This window comes from Microbispora sitophila, from assembly GCF_014892245.1.
Classification (GTDB): Bacteria; Actinomycetota; Actinomycetes; order Streptosporangiales; family Streptosporangiaceae; genus Microbispora; species Microbispora siamensis.
Genome location: NZ_JADBGC010000008.1, coordinates 284,777 through 302,242 on the forward strand (window position 1 = coordinate 284,777; position 17,466 = coordinate 302,242).

14 protein-coding genes are annotated in these 17,466 nt (G+C 70.3%); 8 read left to right on the forward strand and 6 right to left on the reverse strand.

Annotation, left to right across the window (positions count from 1 at the left end; genetic code table 11):
* Positions 1 to 14: 14 nt before the first annotated feature.
* Positions 15 to 647, reverse strand: a complete 633-nt coding sequence (locus IL992_RS17230) for an NAD(P)-dependent oxidoreductase (protein ID WP_193204346.1) — start codon at positions 645 to 647, stop codon at positions 15 to 17.
* A 54-nt stretch (positions 648 to 701) separates the two neighbouring features.
* Between IL992_RS17230 and IL992_RS17235 the strand changes: the two genes are divergently transcribed.
* Positions 702 to 1,193 (forward strand): MarR family winged helix-turn-helix transcriptional regulator, encoded by a 492-nt coding sequence (locus IL992_RS17235; protein WP_193204347.1) that lies wholly within the window; start codon positions 702 to 704, stop codon positions 1,191 to 1,193.
* Here IL992_RS17235 and IL992_RS17240 read toward each other — a convergent pair.
* A complete protein-coding gene (locus IL992_RS17240) occupies positions 1,190 to 2,380 on the reverse strand; it encodes an MFS transporter (RefSeq protein ID WP_193204348.1) in 1,191 nt (396 codons plus the stop codon). The two genes, IL992_RS17235 and IL992_RS17240, sit on opposite strands and share 4 nt — an antisense overlap.
* A 720-nt stretch (positions 2,381 to 3,100) precedes the next feature.
* Between IL992_RS17240 and IL992_RS17245 the strand changes: the two genes are divergently transcribed.
* The 5 genes from IL992_RS17245 to IL992_RS17265 all read left to right on the forward strand — a co-directional run bounded on the left by IL992_RS17245 (position 3,101) and on the right by IL992_RS17265 (position 11,934).
* On the forward strand, positions 3,101 to 3,793 hold the full coding sequence (locus IL992_RS17245) for a phosphoribosylanthranilate isomerase (protein ID WP_193204349.1): 693 nt from the start codon (positions 3,101 to 3,103) through the stop codon (positions 3,791 to 3,793).
* Positions 3,790 to 4,461, forward strand: a complete 672-nt coding sequence (upp, locus tag IL992_RS17250; protein ID WP_193204350.1) for a uracil phosphoribosyltransferase — start codon at positions 3,790 to 3,792, stop codon at positions 4,459 to 4,461. Before IL992_RS17245 ends, upp begins: the two co-directional genes overlap by 4 nt.
* 270 nt (positions 4,462 to 4,731) lie before the next feature.
* Positions 4,732 to 8,841, forward strand: a complete 4,110-nt coding sequence (locus IL992_RS17255; protein WP_193204351.1) for an amino acid adenylation domain-containing protein — start codon at positions 4,732 to 4,734, stop codon at positions 8,839 to 8,841.
* A gap of 9 nt (positions 8,842 to 8,850) precedes the next feature.
* Positions 8,851 to 9,792: a pseudouridine-5'-phosphate glycosidase gene (locus tag IL992_RS17260; protein WP_193204352.1), complete on the forward strand. Its 942-nt coding sequence runs from the start codon at positions 8,851 to 8,853 to the stop codon at positions 9,790 to 9,792.
* Between the two features lie 306 nt (positions 9,793 to 10,098).
* Entirely contained in the window at positions 10,099 to 11,934 is a 1,836-nt protein-coding gene (locus tag IL992_RS17265; RefSeq protein WP_319018616.1) for an adenylyl cyclase, read from the forward strand.
* Positions 11,935 to 11,976: 42 nt separating this feature from the next.
* Here IL992_RS17265 and IL992_RS17270 read toward each other — a convergent pair whose 3' ends face one another.
* Both IL992_RS17270 and IL992_RS17275 read right to left on the reverse strand, forming a co-directional pair.
* Entirely contained in the window at positions 11,977 to 12,405 is a 429-nt protein-coding gene (locus IL992_RS17270; protein WP_193204353.1) for an SRPBCC family protein, read from the reverse strand.
* A gap of 97 nt (positions 12,406 to 12,502) precedes the next feature.
* Positions 12,503 to 13,138 (reverse strand): class F sortase, encoded by a 636-nt coding sequence (locus IL992_RS17275; RefSeq protein WP_193204354.1) that lies wholly within the window; start codon positions 13,136 to 13,138, stop codon positions 12,503 to 12,505.
* 140 nt (positions 13,139 to 13,278) lie between these two features.
* On the opposite strand from IL992_RS17275, the gene IL992_RS17280 reads away from it, so the two are divergent.
* Entirely contained in the window at positions 13,279 to 14,487 is a 1,209-nt protein-coding gene (locus IL992_RS17280) for a glycosyltransferase family 2 protein (RefSeq protein ID WP_319018617.1), read from the forward strand.
* A 2-nt stretch (positions 14,488 to 14,489) separates the two neighbouring features.
* Positions 14,490 to 14,654, forward strand: coding sequence for a hypothetical protein (locus IL992_RS17285; RefSeq protein ID WP_183543708.1), 165 nt, complete (start codon positions 14,490 to 14,492; stop codon positions 14,652 to 14,654).
* A 16-nt stretch (positions 14,655 to 14,670) separates the two neighbouring features.
* On the opposite strand, the gene IL992_RS17290 is transcribed toward IL992_RS17285, so the two are convergent.
* Positions 14,671 to 15,330 (reverse strand): response regulator, encoded by a 660-nt coding sequence (locus IL992_RS17290; protein WP_193204355.1) that lies wholly within the window; start codon positions 15,328 to 15,330, stop codon positions 14,671 to 14,673.
* Position 15,331: 1 nt separating this feature from the next.
* Entirely contained in the window at positions 15,332 to 17,320 is a 1,989-nt protein-coding gene (locus tag IL992_RS48380; protein ID WP_193204356.1) for a histidine kinase, read from the reverse strand.
* Positions 17,321 to 17,466 lie beyond the last annotated feature (146 nt).

Below are 17,466 nucleotides of genomic sequence, written 5' to 3' on the forward strand. Positions count from 1 at the left end.
TGGTCTGCCGGAAATCAGTACGCGACGGTGAAACGGGTCCGGTGGTGGCGCGGTTGTTCGGCCTCGTCCAGCAACGCCACCGCGAGGTCCTCGATCGAGATCCGGGATTCGCCGTCGGCGTCGACCACCAGCTCGTCGCCGCCCACCCGGTACTGGCCGGTCCGCTCACCGGGGACGAGCAGATCGGCCGGGCTCAGGTAGGCCCAGTCCACGACGGTGTTCGCCCGGCAGGCCGCCAGCTGGTCGACGCACGCGGCCGCGATCGGCAGCAGGAAGGACGGATAGCCCGCCTGGTCCATCAGGCGGCCGCCGCCCTCGACGGTGAGGCTGCCCGCGCCGCCGACGAGCAGCAGGCGTACGCCGGTCTTGGCGCACGCCGTGAGCAGCGTGGTGGCGACCGTGACCAGCTGGCTCTCGTCGCCGGGCGCCGGGCAGGTCGCGGTGATCACCAGGTCCTGCCCGGTGGTCAGCGCGACGACGTCGTCCACGTCGGTCGCGTCGCCGACGCGGACGCGCGCCTCGCCGGGCAGTCCGGCGAGGCGCACCGGATTGCGGGCCACTCCGGTCACCTCGTGTCCGCGGGACACGGCCTCGGCGACGACGCGTCTGCCCACGTTCCCGGTCGCCCCGAACACTGTGATGCGCATGCCTCTGCTTCTTCCTCTCGATTGCGGGGGTGCCGCGGGCGGTAATCTTGCGGTGTGCCCGATCATGTGGACCACGTCCTGCAGCAGTGGGCCGACGCCCGCCCTGACCTGGACGTGTCCCCGATGGCGGTCTTCGGCCGGCTGTCGAGGCTGACGCAGCTCGTCAACAACGAGCTGCGCCGCACGTTCGCCGAGCACGACCTGGACCCCTCGTCGTTCGACGTCCTGGCCACCCTCCGCCGCGGCGGTCGGCAGGCCCCGGCGGAGCTGATGCGCTCGGCCATGATCACCTCGGGGGCGGTCACCCAGCGCCTCGACCGGCTGGAGGCGCGGGGCCTGGTGACGCGGACGCCCAGTGACATCGACGGCCGTGGTGTCCACGTCGATCTGACCGACGCCGGTCGCGAGCTCATCGACCGGGCGCTGCCCGACCACGTGGACACCGAACGGCGCCTGCTCGCCGGGCTCACCCCCGCCCAGCGGGAGAACCTGGCCGAGACCCTCAGGCAACTGCTGATGTCACTGGGCGACGAGCGGGCTTCCTAGGCCCGCCTGGCGCCGGACACCACCAGCGACGTCAGGATCACGAGCCCCGCCGCGACCCACAGCACGCCGGTCACGGTGACCGCCCCGACGATGAGGCTGGCGAACAGCGCTCCCAGCGCGATCGCGAGGTTGAACATGCAGGTGTTCAACCCCGTGGCGGCCTCGATGCCCTGCGGCGCCGCCTTGATGATCCAGGTCTGCACGCTCACCGGCAGGCCGCCGAACGCGAACCCCCACGCGATCAACAGGATCGACCCGGTGACCGCGTTGCCGCCGAGGAACGGGAACGCCGCCAGGATGACCGCGAGCGCGACGCTGACCGCGACGATCGTGCCGCGGACGTTGCGGCCCGCCCACGAGCCGGCGATGAGGTTGCCGGCCATCCCGGCCACGCCGTACGCCAGCAGCAGCGGGCCGACGAACGCCGCGCCGACCCCGGAGACGTCCTGCAGGATCGGGCTGACGAACGTGAAGGCGCCGTAGTGCCCGGACACCAGCAGGAAGGTGGCGGCGACACCGACCCGGACGGCGGGTGTGCGCAGTTGCTCGCCCAGCGTGCGCAGCCGGACGGGCTCGGACGCCGGCATCTTCGGCAGCAGCACGGCCAGCGCGATCACCAGCAGGAGCGCGACCGCGGCGACCACGCCGAACGCGACGCGCCAGCCGGTGAGCTCGCCGACGAGCGTGCCCGCGGGGACACCGAGGACGTTGGCGGCCATGGCGCCGAAGAAGATCAACGAGGTGGCCCTGGCGACGTGCGCCTCGGGGACCAGCCGGACGCCGAGACCCCCGGCGAGCGCCCAGGATCCGCCGATGCTGACGCCCACGAACAGCCGGGCCACCATCAGCACGGCGTACGACGGGGTCACCGCGGACACGACGTTGGCCACCAGCGCCAGCAGGATCAGGCCGAGCAGGACCACCCGCCGGTCCAGCCCGCGGATCGCCACGGGCAGCAGCGGCGCGGTGACGGCGGCGACCAGGCCGGACACGGTCACCATCAGGCCGACTTCGCCGTCGGAGACGTGCAGGCCGCCCCCGATGGCCGTGAGCAGGCCCATGGGCAGGTTCTCGACGGTGACCACCAGGAAGGTCCCCAGCGCGACGGCGATCACCGCGAGCCAGTTCTTGAGGGGGACGCGATCCGGTTTGCCGGTCCCGGCGGAGACGGACTCGATGACTGTCATCTGGTTCCTCCTGTGCGCGTGGGCCCGGTCGGGCAGGCGAGAACTGACGTCGTGCGTCGGTCGGGTCGTGCTCTGGTGCCGATCGGCCCCGGCGGCCGTGGACGAGCGGTAGGCGAAGTCGCTTAGCACTAAGAGACATTACCTTAGTGCTAAGAGATCCGCCAGACGGGAGGCCGGCCGGGTTCGAGACGCGCCGGCCGGTGGCGGCATCCGGGCGGCGGGAGCGGGCGCGAGACGCGGGGGTCGCGGTGCCCGGGGGCCGGGAACCGTGCCGGCGAATCACCCGGGGAAAGCGATTGCTCGTGGTGCATTCTCACCACCGCCGTTTCTCGCGCGTGCTCGTCGGGGCACTCAGAAACGGAGGCTAGTTACACGTTTCCCGGCGGGTCAACGAGAGTCGCGCACGACTCGGGACGGGCCCTTTGTCGATAGGGGTCATGTGGGGTTGCCGGCCGTCTCTGCCGTGCTCGCGCCGGGGGCACCCGAAAAGTCCAAAGGTGCCCCGGATCGTCCTGGCATGCTGTGGGGCTGCTAGGGGTTGTGGGAAAAGCCCGCCGACGCGAATTCTGAATAGGCCTCGCAGGCCCGGAGTATTCGCGCCGTTGCGAATTCCCTCTCGAAAGGCCGCACTGTCGCGAGCTGTTCAATGCCATCGTTCGTGGCCGTTTGCAATTCGTTTCCGACCGAGGCCGCTCAGGCCGGTTCGAAAGGCGGGTCAACATGCAGGGACTGATTCAGGTGGCCGGTGTCATCGACCAGGCCGAGGCGGACCTGATCCGCGAGGAAGGGGCGGACTGGCTCGGCTTCGCCTTGCGGCTGCCGGCGAAGAACGAGGACCTGTCCGAGGAGGACGCCGCGGCGATCGTCAAGGAGATCCAGCCGGAGCACAGGGGCGTCGTGATCACCTACTTGACCGACGCCGAGGAGATCAAGGAATTCTGCGAGGAGCTGGGCGTCACCGCGATCCAGCTGCACGGCGACGTGACGGGCGAGGAACTGCGGAAGCTGCGGCGCATCGCCCCCGACCTGTACGTGCTCAAGAGCCTCGTGGTCAAGCAGGACAACCTCGACGAGCTGGCCGCGATCGTGGACGAGGCGGCCGAGTGGGTCGACATGTTCATCACCGACACCTTCAACCCGGCCACCGGTGCCAAGGGCGCCACCGGACTGCTGCACGACTGGTCGATCAGCGCCGAACTGGTCCGCATCTCGCCCAAGCCGCTGATGCTCGCCGGCGGGCTGAACCCCGACAACGTCGCCGCCGCGATCACCGAGGTCCGCCCGGCCGCCGTCGACGCGCACACCGGTCTGGAGGACCCGGTGACCCGCCGCAAGGACCGGCTGAAGGTGCGGAAGTTCGTCCAGGAGGCCCGCAGGGCCTTCGCCCAGCTGGAGGCGGGTGAGAAGGCATGACCATCACGACGGCGCAGGCCACCGGCACCGTACATCTGCTGCCGCAGACCAGGCAGCTGCGGGCGCTGCACACGATCATCCGCGACCGGGACGCCGACCTGGAGCGTTTCGTCACCACGTCGGGCCGGATCATCCGCCAGCTCATCGAGACGGCCCTGGACCTCCTGCCGTTCGAGCCGTTCGACGTGCAGACCCCGGTGGGGCGCACCTACCACGGCCTGCGGCCGGCCCTGCCGATCTGCGGGGTGTCCGTCCTGCGCGCCGGGGAGAGCATGGAGTCCGAGCTGCGGGCGATGTCGCCGGGAGTGCGGATCGGCAAGATCCTCATCCAGCGGGACAAGGTGACGAAGCTGCCGCGGCTGTACTACTCCGCGCTGCCCGCGGACATCGACCGCAGGAGCGTGCTGCTGCTGGACCCGATGCTCGCCACCGGCGGGACCGCGCTGGCCGCCATCGAGGTGCTGCTCGACCACGGGGTCGCGGAGGACGACATCGTCTTCGTCACCCTGCTGTCGGCGCCGGAGGGCATCGACGCGGTCCACGCGCGTCACCCCAACCTGCGGATCGTCACCTCGGCCATCGAGGAACGGCTGAACGAGAACGCCTACATGATCCCCGGCATCGGCGACTTCGGCGACCGGTACTTCGGTACGGACGTCACGCGCTGACATCCTCCCCTCCATGAGGGGAGGGGACTCCAGCCGTCGCCGGTCGGACCTTTCCTGCTTCACCGGCGACAGCCCCCGGGACGAATCCACCCCAGGGTTTCACGTGGCCTCTTCCACAGGCTGTGCACATCCCGCCGGCCCGGCGGTAGGCCCGACCGGCTTGCGGCGCAGCCCAGGCCGGTCACCCGCGGGGGAGCGCGGGAAACGGGTGACGGCGCCGAGGGCCGCGGTTTCCCAGTAACCCTTGTCCGCCCATCGCAGGGGGAGGAAATGATCACCACTCCAGCCGTTGAAGCGAGACGGGAACCACCGGAGGACACCTGTCTTCCCGATCTGCTCGACGCTCAGGCCCGGTTGCGCCCGGGCGCCACGGCGGTCGTCTGCGGAGAGCGGCGGCTGACCTTCCGCGAGCTCGCGGAGGGCGGCGCGGCCCTCGGGGGGCACCTGCGGGAGCTCGGCGTGGACCTCGACGAGTGTGTGGGGCTCTTCGTCGAGCCGTCGATCGACCTGATGGTCGGCGTGTGGGGAATCCTGCGGGCCGGCGGCGCCTACCTGCCGCTGTCCCCCGAATATCCCGAAGAGCGCCTCCGCTACATGATCGAGGACGCCGGCGTGCGGGTCGTCGTCACGCAGGACGAGCTCGTGGGCAGGCTGACCGAGCTGGCGCCCGCCGGGACGCGGATCGTCACCCTGAAGGACGCGGAAGGGTTCGCGGGTTCGCCCGGAGGCGACCGGCACCCCGGCCGCCACCCCGATCGTCACCCGGGCCTGCGTCCCGGCAACCTCGCGTACGTCATCTACACCTCCGGCAGCACCGGCAAGCCGAAGGGCGTGATGATCGAGCACCGCAGCATCGTCAGCCAGATGCGGTGGCTGCGGGCCGCCTACGGGATCGACCAGGACAAGGTCATCGTGCAGAAGACGCCGATGAGCTTCGACGCGGCGCAGTGGGAGATCCTCGCGCCGGTCTGCGGCTCCGTGGTCGTCGTCGGCCCGCCCGGGGTCTACCGGGACGCCGAGCGGCTGATCGACGTCATCAGGACGCACGACGTCACCACGCTGCAGTGCGTTCCGACGCTGCTGACGGCGCTGCTGGACACCGAGGAACTGCAGAGCTGCACCTCGCTCACGCAGGTCTTCACCGGCGGCGAGGTCCTGTCCAAGACGCTGGCGACGAGCTTCCTCGACACCATGTCCGGGTGCGCGCTGGTCAACCTGTACGGCCCCACCGAGTGCACGATCAACTCGTCGGCGTACACCGTGGACCGGGCGACCGTCGACGAGGGCCCGAACGCGATCTCGATCGGGGCGCCGGTCGACCACACCGAGTACCACATCCTCGATCTGGCCGGGGCGCCGGTGGCCGTCGGCGAGATCGGCGAGCTGTTCATCGGAGGCGTCCAGGTCGCCCGCGGCTACCTGCACAAGCCCGAGCTGACCGCCGAGCGGTTCGTGGACAACCCGCTCGGCGAGGGCAGGCTGTTCAAGACCGGCGACCTCGCGTACTGGAACGCCGACGGCACCGTCCAGTTCGTCGGCCGCGCGGACAACCAGGTCAAGCTGCGCGGATTCCGGGTCGAGCTGGACGAGATCAAGCTGGCCATCGAGACCCACGACTGGGTCAAGCACGCCGCGGTCATCGTCAAGAACGACCCGCGCACGGGGTTCCAGAACCTGATCGCCTGCGTGGAGCTGAATCCCAAGGAAGCGGCGCTGATGGACCAGGGCAACCACGGCGCGCACCACCAGTCCAAGGCGAGCAGGCTCCAGGTCAGGACGCAGTTGTCCAACCCCGGCGTCCGGGACGCCGCGGAGCTCGACGGCAGGCCGGTGATCGACCTGCCGGGCAAGCAGGCGACCGCGCGGCAACGCGGCCTGGCGTTCGCCCGCAAGACCTACCGGTTCTACGAGGGCGGGGAGCTCGGCCGGGGCGACATCCTGAAGCTGCTGGCCAGGAAGCCCGCGGGCGCGGACCCCCGCGGCCTCGACACCGTCGGCCTGGAGGAGCTCGGCGAGATCCTGCGCTACTTCGGCCAGCACCTCAGCGAGGAACGCCTGCTGCCGAAGTACGCGTACGCCTCGCCGGGGGCGTTGTACGCGACCCAGCTCTACCTCGAGATCAACGGGATCGGCGACCTGCGGCCGGGCTTCTACTACCACCACCCCGTGCACCACCGGCTCGTGCTGGTCGGGCCGGCCGCCGGGGGAGCGGAGCCGCGGGTGAGGCTGCACTTCGTCGGCAAGAAGCGGGCGATAGAGCCGGTCTACAAGAACAACATCCGCGAGGTCCTGGAGATCGAGACCGGCCACATGATCGGGCTGTTCGAGAAGGTGCTGCCCGAGTACGGCCTGGACATCAGGGCCCTGGAATACGCGCCGGCCACGAAGGACCACCTGGACTGCGCCGCCGAGGACTACTACCTCGGCACGTTCGAGCTGGTCCCGTACGCCGGGCCGCGCCCGGACGAGATCGACCTCTACGTCCAGGCGCACCCCGGGAAGATCGCCGACCTGCGGGCGGGGCAGTACGCCTACGAGAACGGCCGGCTGCGGCTGATCTCCGACGAGCTCATCCTCAAGAAGCAGGTCATCGCGATCAACCAGCAGGTCTACGACCGGTCGAGCCTCGGCATCTCGGTGATCAGCAGGAACGACGAGGACTGGCTGCGCTACATCGACCTGGGACGCACGCTGCAGCGCCTGTCGATGAACGACGTGAACATCGGGTTCATGTCGTCCGGATACAGCTCGAAGTCCGGCGACGACCTGCCCTCGGCGCGCCGGATCGACGGAATCCTCCGCGAGCTCGGCCGGCCCACCGGCCCGTCCTACTTCTTCATCGGCGGCCGCGTGAGCGACGAGCAGCGGTTGAGCGAGGGGATGAAGGAGGACTCGGTCCACATGAAGGGACCGGCGGAGATGATCAGGGACGACCTGATCAACTTCCTGCCGGACTACATGATCCCCAACAAGGTCGTCGTGCTGGACCGGCTCCCGTTCACGGCGAACGGGAAGATCGACGTCAGGGCCCTGGCCGAGTCCGACGCGACGAACGTGGACAACGCCGACCGGCCGTACATCGCGCCGCGGACCACGACCGAGCGCCGGATCGCCGAGCTGTGGAAGAAGGCGATGAAGCGGGAGACCGTCTCGGTGCAGGACGACTTCTTCGCCTCCGGCGGCAACTCGCTCATCGCCGTCGGGCTGATCAACAAGATCAACCGCGAGTTCTGCGGCTCGCTGCCCCTCCAGGTGCTGTTCGAGTGCCCCACGATCGAGAAGCTCGCCCGGCGGGTCGACGGACGCGAGTCCGAGGCGTGCTCCCGGCTCGTGCCGTTGCAGCGGGAGGGCGCGGGCCGGCCCGTCTACTGCTGGCCCGGCCTCGGCGGCTACACGATGAACCTGCGCACGCTGGCCGCCAGGATGGGCGCCACTCAGCCCTTCTACGGGATCCAAGCGTACGGGATCAACCCCGAGGAGGTCCCGTACGCGACCATCGGCGAGATGGCGGCCGAGGACGTCAAGGCGATCCGGCGGCTGCAGCCGTCGGGTCCGTACACGCTGTGGGGATACTCGTTCGGCGCGCGCGTCGCGTTCGAGGCCGCCTACCAGCTGGAGCAGGCCGGTGAGCGGGTGGAGCACCTGTTCCTGATCGCGCCGGGCTCGCCGAAGGTCCACCTGGCGGGCACGTCGGAGCACGAGCGCGAGGCAGGCTTCGGCAACAAGGCGTACGTGACGATCCTCTTCTCGGTCTTCGCCGGCACGATCACGGGGCCGCTGCTGGAGCGGTGCCTGGCCGAGGCCGTGGACGAGGAGAGCTTCGCCGCCTTCATCCACCGCAGCTTCCCCGATCTGGACATCGACCTCGTACGCCGGATCATGCGGGTGGTGGGGGAGACCTTCGAGTTCAGCTACACCTTCCGCGAGCTGGCCCGGCGGCGGATCGACGCACCGATCACCATCTTCAAGGCCAGGGGCGACGACTACTCGTTCCTGGAGAACAGCAGCGGCTATTCGGCGACGGCCCCGGTCGTCGTCGACCTGGAAGCCGATCACTACGGCCTGCTCAGGGATCCGGAGATCGACGAGCTGGTCGGAGCCATCAGGGATCGTCTCGGGACCCACCGTAAGGAGATCATCATGCCGCACGTCAGCATCAAGCACTTCCCGGTCCCCCTCACCGAGCAGCAGCACTCCGACCTGGTCGCCGCGGTGACCAAGGCGATGACGAGCGCCTTCGGCTGTGAGGAGGGCTCGGTGTCGATCATCCTGGAGCCGGTCGCGAAGGAGCTGTGGGACGAGAAGGTCTACATCCCGGAGATCCTCAACCAGAAGCACAAGCTGAACAAGCTGCCGAACTACGGCCCGGCCGCGAACTGAGGGGCGACGATGACCCGGGAGCATGGACGCGTCCCGCTGGTGTACAGCGAGGAGGTCGCGGACGCACTCGCCGAGGGCCGGCCGGTGGTGGCGCTGGAGTCGAACGTCATCACCCACGGCCTGCCCTATCCGGACAACGCCGCGACCGCGCGGAAGGTCGAGGACGCGGTCCGCGCGGGCGGCGCCGTCCCGGCCACGATCTGCGTCGAAGGCGGGCAGATCAAGGTCGGCATGACCGACGAGGACGTCGAGCGGTTCGCCTCGACGCCCGGCATCCCCAAGGTCAGCAGCCGGGACCTGCCGGTGATCCTGGCCCAGGGCGGACTCGGCGCGCTGACCGTGGCCAGCTCGGTGGTGGCGGCCGAGCTGGCCGGCATCCCGTTCTTCTCGTCGGCCGGCATCGGCGGTGTGCACCGGGGCGCGGAGAAGACGATGGACGTCTCCTCCGACCTGATCCAGTTCACCCGGTCGAAGGTGGCCGTCGTCTGCGCCGGGGCCAAGAGCATCCTCGACCTGAACCTGACGATGGAGTATCTGGAGACCCACTGCGTGCCGGTGGTGTCGTACCGGTCGGACGACTTCCCCGCGTTCTACTGCGTCTCCAGCGGCATCCGCAGCCCGCAGCGGCTGGACGACGAGCGGGTGATCGCCCGGGCGGTGGAGAACCACTGGGCGCTGGGCAACAACAGCTCGTTCCTCATCACCACGCCGGTGCGGGAGGAGGACGCGATCGACGCGTCCGAGGTGGACGCCGCCATCGCCGATGCGATGGCCGCCGCCGAGCGGGACGGCGTCCGCGGCAACGCGATCACCAAGTATCTGATGCGCGCGGTGGACGCGGCCACCGAGGGCCGGTCGTCCAGGGCGAACATGTCCGTGCTGGTCAGTACGGCCGAGGTCGGCGGCCGCCTGGCCGCGGCGCACGCCGAGTTCGTCAGGGAGACCGCCTGATCCGAGCGCTGGACCGCCCCGGAGCACGACCGCTCCGGGGCGGTTCGGTGTCTCGGAGGAGTCGCCTGCGGAAAATCAAGGGATGGCGCCGGGGCCGGTTCGCGCGGTACAAACGTCCCACGCATTTTTTCAGGGCTTGATACAAGCGCGGGCCCGCGAGAGAGCGCTCTCTCGGCTGTGTACGCAGCGGAAAGGACGAACCGTATGACGACCCTGACTCCTGGCACTGGGACTCCTGGAACTGGGAGTCCCACGAGGCGGCGCTCCGGCCGCCGGCTGATCGGCCGGGCGTTCACGTTCGGTCTCGTGCTCACGACCGCCGTCGTGACGGCGGGAACGACGGCCGCCACCGCCGCCGCACCGGCCCCGGCCTCGGCCTCCGGAAACCACGGGAACCACGGAGGCGCCCCCGACCTCGGGCCCAACGTCACCGTCTTCGACCCGAGCATGCCGGTCGACCAGATCCAGGCGACCCTGGACGCGGCGCACACGGCGCAGGTCGACAACGAGATGGGCACCGAGCGCCACGCCTACCTCTTCAAGCCCGGCACGTACGGCACCGCCGAGCACCCGCTCCAGATCAAGGTCGGCTATTACACCGAGATCGCCGGCCTGGGCGCCTCGCCCACCGACGTCGTCATCAACGGCAAGGTCGAGGTCTACAACCGCTGCCTGGAGAACAACGGCACCGGCAACTGCCTCGCGCTCGTCAACTTCTGGCGCACGCTGTCGAACCTGTCGATCAACATCAACGCGGCGGGCCAGGACGGCTGCCGCCAGTCGGCGAACTTCTGGGCCGTCTCCCAGGCGGTCTCCATGCGCCGCCTCAACGTCAGCGGCGGCACCCTGTCGCTGATGGACTACTGCACCGCCGGCCCGCAATACGCCAGCGGCGGCTTCATCGCCGACTCCCGGCTGCCGTCCGTCACCAACGGCTCCCAGCAGCAGTGGCTGACCCGGAACACCGAGGTCGCCGGATGGTCCAACGCCGTGTGGAACCAGGTCTTCTCGGGCGTCGTCGGCGCGCCGGACGAGTCCGGGTTCCCGAACCCGCCCTACACCACCGTGGAGAACACCCCGGTCAGTCGGGAAAAGCCCTACCTGTACGCCGACGCGGAGGGCAGGCTCAACGTCCGCGTGCCCGCCGCCAGGAAGAACACGCGCGGCGTCTCGTGGGCGAACGGCATGACGCCGGGCCGCACGCTGCCGCTGTCGGACTTCTACGTCGCGAAGCCGTCCGACTCGGTGCAGGTCATCAACAGCCAGCTCGCGCGCGGCAAGAACCTGCTGCTCACGCCCGGCGTGTACGACATCGCGCGGAGCATCGAGGTCAAGCGCCCCGACACGGTGGTCCTCGGGCTCGGGCACGCCACCCTCACCGCCGTACGCGGCGCGGTCCCGCTCGACGTCGCCGACGTCCCCGGCGTGGTCGTCGCCGGAGTCACCGTCGACGCGGGTCTCCAGAAGTCCCCCGCCCTGCTGCGGGTGGGCAGTGAGCACGGCGGCCACCGGACCTCGGCGGACAACCCGACGACGCTGTCCGACGTGTACTTCCGGGTCGGCGGCCCGCACGTCGGCAAGACCGAGACCGCTCTCGAGGTCGACAGCGACAACGTGCTCATCGACCACACGTGGGTGTGGCGCGCCGACCACGGCGTCGAGGGCCTCACCGACACGCAGCGCTGGAACACCAACATCGGCCGCTACGGCGCCGTCATCAACGGCGACCACGTGACGGCGACCGGCCTGTTCGTCGAGCACTTCCAGCGCTACAACACGGTCTGGAACGGCGAGGACGGCACGACGATCCTCTACCAGAACGAGCTGCCGTACGACCCGCCCACGCAGGCCGACTGGATGAACGGCTCCGTGGAGGGCTACGCCGGTTACAAGGTCGGCGACCGCGTGAAGAGGCACAACCTCTACGGCGCGGGCGTCTACGTCTTCAACCAGAACAACCCGCAGATCCACACCGAGAACGGCTTCGAGGTCCCGCAGACCCCGGGCGTGAAGCTGCACCACATCATGACGGTCAACCTCAACGCCGGGACGATCGACCACGTCGTCAACGGCGTCGGCGACGCGGCCGACACGACCAAGGTCGGCGCGCCGCAGTACGTCACGGACTACCCGGCCCGGTAGTCACCCGCGTGGGCCGGGGTCCCCGGACTCCGGCCCACCTGCTCACACCGTGTCGCCGGACTCGCAGCGCCGTTTGAGGCTCTCCGCCTCCGTGCGTACGTACCTGCGGGTCCGGCCACCGATCAGCAGGCTCATCAGCGGCGCGAGCGGTCCGGACTGGTCGATCCCGAGCAGGACCGACGCCCCGCCCTCCCGGGGCGTGAGCAGGTGCGTCGCGACCGTGGTGACGCCCCCGCCGGTCGCCCGCCAGGCGAAGGACCTGCCGTCGGTGAACTCCGTCACCTGCCAGACCATCGGGGGAAGCCCCGGCTGCTTGATCCGCACCCGGACGCCGAGGGCCAGCGGGCCGTCGCCGAGGGGCTCGACCGTGGTCATCGTCGGGGTGAACTCGGGCCATCCGGCGACGTCCGTCATGACCCGCCAGACCCGATCCGCGGAGGCGTCGATGTCGACGCCGGTCTCGAACCGCATGCCCGCACTCCCTTTTCGTCTCCGACCCGGGTGGCCCGGCGGCTCAGGTGAGAGCCGCGGACGCCCTCACGATGATGCGGCCATCCCCCGCGGTTGATCAACGGGCCTGCGGGCGGCGTCCGGCGACGAGGTGGGCGTAGACGATGATGTTGTCGCGGTAGTGGCCACTGGCGGTGTCGAAGGCCCCGCCGCAGGTGATGAGGCGCAGGCCGGGGAACTTCACCATCCCGTAGACCTTTCGGGTGGGGAAGCGGTCCTTCGGCACGCTCTCCAGGGAGTCCACCTCGAAGATCACCTGGGTGCGGTCCTTCCTGGAGATCCTCACCGTGTCGCCCGGCCGCAGGTCCCCGAGCCGGAAGAAGACGCCGGGCCCCTTCTTCGAGTCGACGTGACCGGCGATGACCGCGGGACCGGGCGAGCCCGGCGACGGACCGAGGCGATACCACCCGGCCTCGTCGACCCTGTCGAGGGGCGGGACCTCCAGCGTCCCGTCCGGATTCTTGCCGAGCGTCATCAGCGTGGTCCGCACCCCGATCTTCGGAATCTCCAGCATGACCGGCGGTGACGACGACAGGGCGCGCGCGGTGGCCTTCGGATGCGCCCGGGGAGTGGAGGCGCTGGCGGGAGGCGCGGGCGGCGCCGCTTGAGGGTCGCCGGAGCACCCGGCGGCGACCGTGACGGCGACGGTGACCGCGGACAGGTTCAGTAGGACGGCGACAGCCGACCTGCCCATTTCATCACCGTTCCCGTACTGAAATCTCACGGCACATCTTATGTCTCTTTGATGTCAACCGGTCACTCCCATCACGCGTGTAACCTCTTGGAAGTAGTCACCACAATGCGGCGGTTTGCTGGGAGCTGGACGGGTTTCAAGTGGTTCAGTCAGAAACTCTGCCCAGGCCGCCGGAGATCGGGCGCGGCGGGCACGCTGTCACGCCGGTCCACCCGGGAAACCCCGCGGAGGCCGGCACGGGCCGGCATCGGGCCGCGAAGGGCGCCGACGGCAAGCGGGACCTCCCGGAGGTCGATCCCTCGCGCATGCACGTCACCGTGCTGGTCCCGGCGCACAACGAAGAGGACCAGATCGCCGAGACGATGACGTCGCTGCACGGTCAGCGGCGCAGGCCCAACCGCGTCATCGTGATCGCGGACAACTGCACCGACAGGACCGCGGACATCGCACGCGCGCACGGCGCCGAGGTGATCAGGACGGTCGGCAACCGCCATAAGAAGGCGGGCGCGCTCAACCAGGTGCTCGAGGTCCTGCTGCCCCAGCTGGGATCCCGGCACGCCGTGCTGGTCATGGACGCGGACTCGGCGCTCGATCCCGGTTTCATCCACCACGCCGTCCTCCGGCTGGCCACCGGCGAACTGGCCGCGGTGGGAGGCACCTTCACCGGCAAGCCGGGCGGCGGCATGGTGGGCATGTTCCAACGCAACGAGTACGCGCGCTACGCCCGGGACGTGCGGCGGCTGCACGGAAAGGCGCTGGTGCTCACCGGGACGGCGACGCTCTTTCGCGCGCTCGCGCTCAAGGAGGTCGTCAGGGCCCGCCGCAGCGGCCGGCTCCCCGGCCGTGACCAGGTGTACGACGTGCGCGTCCTGACCGAGGACAACGAGCTCACCCTGGCGCTGCTGCACCTGAGGTTCCGCATCCTGTGTCCCGCGGAGTGCACGCTCACCACCGAGGTCATGGAGACCTGGAAGGACCTGTTCAAGCAGCGGCTGCGGTGGAAGCGAGGGGCGCTGGAGAACCTCACCGACTACGGCTGGACGCGGGTCACGTTGCCCTACTGGGGCCGTCAGCTGCTGTCGCTGATCGGGATCATTGTGATCTTCGCGTACCTGGGCGCCACGGCCTGGTCGATCGCGGTCACGGGCACGCTCAACTTCCATCCGCTCTGGATGGCGGTGACGGGCGTCTTCATGGTCGAGCGGATCGTGACCGTACGGAGTAGGGGCGGCAGGCAGATGGCCGTCGCCGCCCTGCTGTTCGTCGAAATGATCTTTGACGTCTTCCTGCAGATCGCACAGGCGAAAGCCTTCTGGGACGCCGCATGGCGTCGGGAAAGGAAATGGTAAACATGTACAACAACCCACCCATCGGGGGCGTCGCGGCGGGCTTCGGCGGTGCGGCGCTGACCGCCCCGTTCATGGGCTGGAACGCGCTCTGGATCGCCCTGGGCCTGTTCACGCTGGTTTCGGCCGCGGTGGCGGTCAAGCGGATCATCCCGAAGCGGGAGTCCTGATCCCGTTCGGCGAGGCTCAGCGCCGGCCGGGAAGGCCGGCGCCGAGCCCGGCGTCCCTGGCGCGGGCCACTGCGGCGGCGCGGTCGCTCACCCCGAGCTTGCCGTACACCGCGCTCACGTAGTTGCGGACCGTCTTGTCGGAGACGTAGAGCCGGGAGGCGATGGCGGCGTTGGACAGCCCGCGTGCCATCAGGTCGAGGATCTCCACCTCGCGCTCGGTGAGCTCGGGCAGGACCGGGTTGGCCACGGGCCGCCGGGTTTCGGCGCCGACGAGCCCGGCGAGTGCCCGGGCGGCGTTCGGGCCGAAGTAGGCGCCGCCGTCCCCGCATGCCTCGAGCGCCCGCAGGATCTCGGCCCGGCCCGCCCCCTTGAGAAGATAGCCGCGGGCGCCCGCCCGTACGGCCGCCGCCAGCGACTCGTCGGACTCCAGCATCGTCAGCACCACGACGGCGACGCCCGGAAGCTCTGCCCGCAGCCTCCCGGTGGCCTCAACGCCGTTCATGACCGGCATGTGCAGGTCCATCAGGACGATGTCGGGCGTGAGCCGGACCGCCAGCTCGACGGCGGCCGCCCCGTCACCCGCCTCGCCCACGACCGTGACGTCGGGACGGCCGGACAGCGCCGCGATCAGCCCCTCGCGGTACATGGGGTGATCGTCCACGATCAGCACGCGCATCTCACACCTCGACTCTCGGCAGCCGCACGCGGATCTCGGTGCCGCCGTCCACCGGGGCAAGAATCTCGCATTTCCCATCAAGCTGGGCGGCGGCCTCCGTCATCGACTCCAGGCCGACGCCCGCTCGCCACCCCGGGCCGGAGCCGGCCATGCCGACGCCGTCGTCCCGTACGGTGAAGTGCAGCGCGTCGGGCGACAGCGCCACGTCGATGTCGCAGCCGCTGGCACGTGCGTGCCGGGCGGTGTTGGCCAGCGCCTCGCCCACGATGCGCAGAGCCGCCGCCTCGGTGGCGGCCGGAAGCGGGGGCAGGCCCTGCTCGGGCAGGCGTAGCCGGACGGCGAGGCCGGGGCGGTCGAAGGCCGCCGCCTGTGCGCGCAGCGCCTCGGCCAGGCCCAGGTCGTCGAGGGCGGACGGGCCGAGGCCGTCCACGATCCTGCGGACGTCGCTCACGGCGCCGGCCAGCCACGCGGCGCATCGGTCGGCCAGTTCACCCGCCCCGGCCGGGTCGGTGGTCACGAGGTCGCGGACGGTCTCCAGTTGCAGCTGAACGGCCGACAGGCTCGGTCCGAGATGGTCGTGCAGGTCCCGGCGCAGCCGGCGGCGTTCCTCGGCGCGCGCGGCGACCAGCGCCCGACGTGACCGGTCCAGGTCCGAGGCGAGCCGGGCGGCGTGCGCCGTCGCGCCCGCCTGCCGGGCCAGCACGTGCAGCAGCCGGGCCTCGGCGGGGCGGAACTCCCCGGCGCGCGGCCGGGTCAGCAGGAGCTCTCCCACCGCCTCTCCGGCGTGCACAAGCGGCACTCGCACAGGATCGGCGCCGAGATCGTCGCCGTGGCGGGACTGCGGCCCGTCGAGGACCAGCACCCACACGGCCGGCACCCGCAGGATCCTGGCGACGTCCCCGGCCAGCCGCTGCAGTGCCTCGGCGGGGGCCGCCGCCGTCTCCAGTGTCGCCCCCAGCCGCCCCAGCGCGTCGTACGGATCAGCCGCGTCGCCGTACAGCAGCCGCCGAACTCCCCGCTGCAACAGCCGGTTGAAAGGAGCCACGCTGACGGCGACCACCGCCGCGGCGACGAGGGGAGCGCCGACAGTGCGGCCGAGCAGATCCCCGAGCAGCGCGACGACGACCGTGTAGCAGACGGCGATCTCGGCCGACATGAGCGACCAGACCAGCCCGCGGCGCAGCACGATCTCCATGTCCCACAGCCGGTACCGCTGGATCGCCGCCAGCACGGAGACCGGCAACGGTACGGCGGACGCCGCCAGCAGCACACCCGAGCCGCGCGCAGGCACCGCCTGGGCAGCGGCCAGAAGGAGCAGGGTGCCCGCCATTCCCGTGGCGACCCACGCCAACTGGCCGCGCCTGTCACCCTCAGCCCGGCGCAGGCGTACGCCCAGGGAGGCGAGCCCGCCCAGCGCCGCGACGGCGATCAGGATCAGGCTGACCGGAAGGAGCGCCTCCGCGCCCGCGACCCCCAGGGGGTTGACAAGGCCGCTTTCGGCCAGCGCCGGATCGTCGCTGTGCTCCCAGGGCAGCAGTGCCCAGGCGGCCGACCCCGTCACCACGGCGACGCACCCGGTGTACATGAGGGGGCGGAACACCCCCACCGGCCGCTCGCCTGACGGCAGCCAGTAGGGAACGACGGCCGCCACGATCGCGTATGCGGGAAGCCAGCTCCAGACCGACAGCCAGAGCACGGTCAGATGGCCGGGCCAGCCGAGCACGGCCGCCGTGGCGGCGTACTCCGCCGCGAGGGCGCCGGTCGCGGCGCTCGCGCTCACCGCGACGAAGAGCCGGCCAAGGACCGTCCGGCCGCGCCGGATCAGGAACGCGCCGGGCGGGCCGTACACCAGAGCGGTCACCGAGATCCACAGCCAGTAGTCGTCGGAGAACCCCGCGGATGACCGCAGCCGTAGCCCGAACCCGGCCAGGGTCGCCGCCGCCGCGGCTCCCGCGACCCACTCCCCGGTCAGCACCAGACGCGAACGCACAAGGGGAATTGTCCGTTATCTGATGTCCCGTCCGCATGGGACAAATCGTCCTTCTTGTAGTTGGCGACTGCGTGCTCAGGCCGCCCGGGACACGGCCGCGCCAGTGTTCGAGTGCGGCCAGACGGGTCGCACGTCAAGAAGGAGCA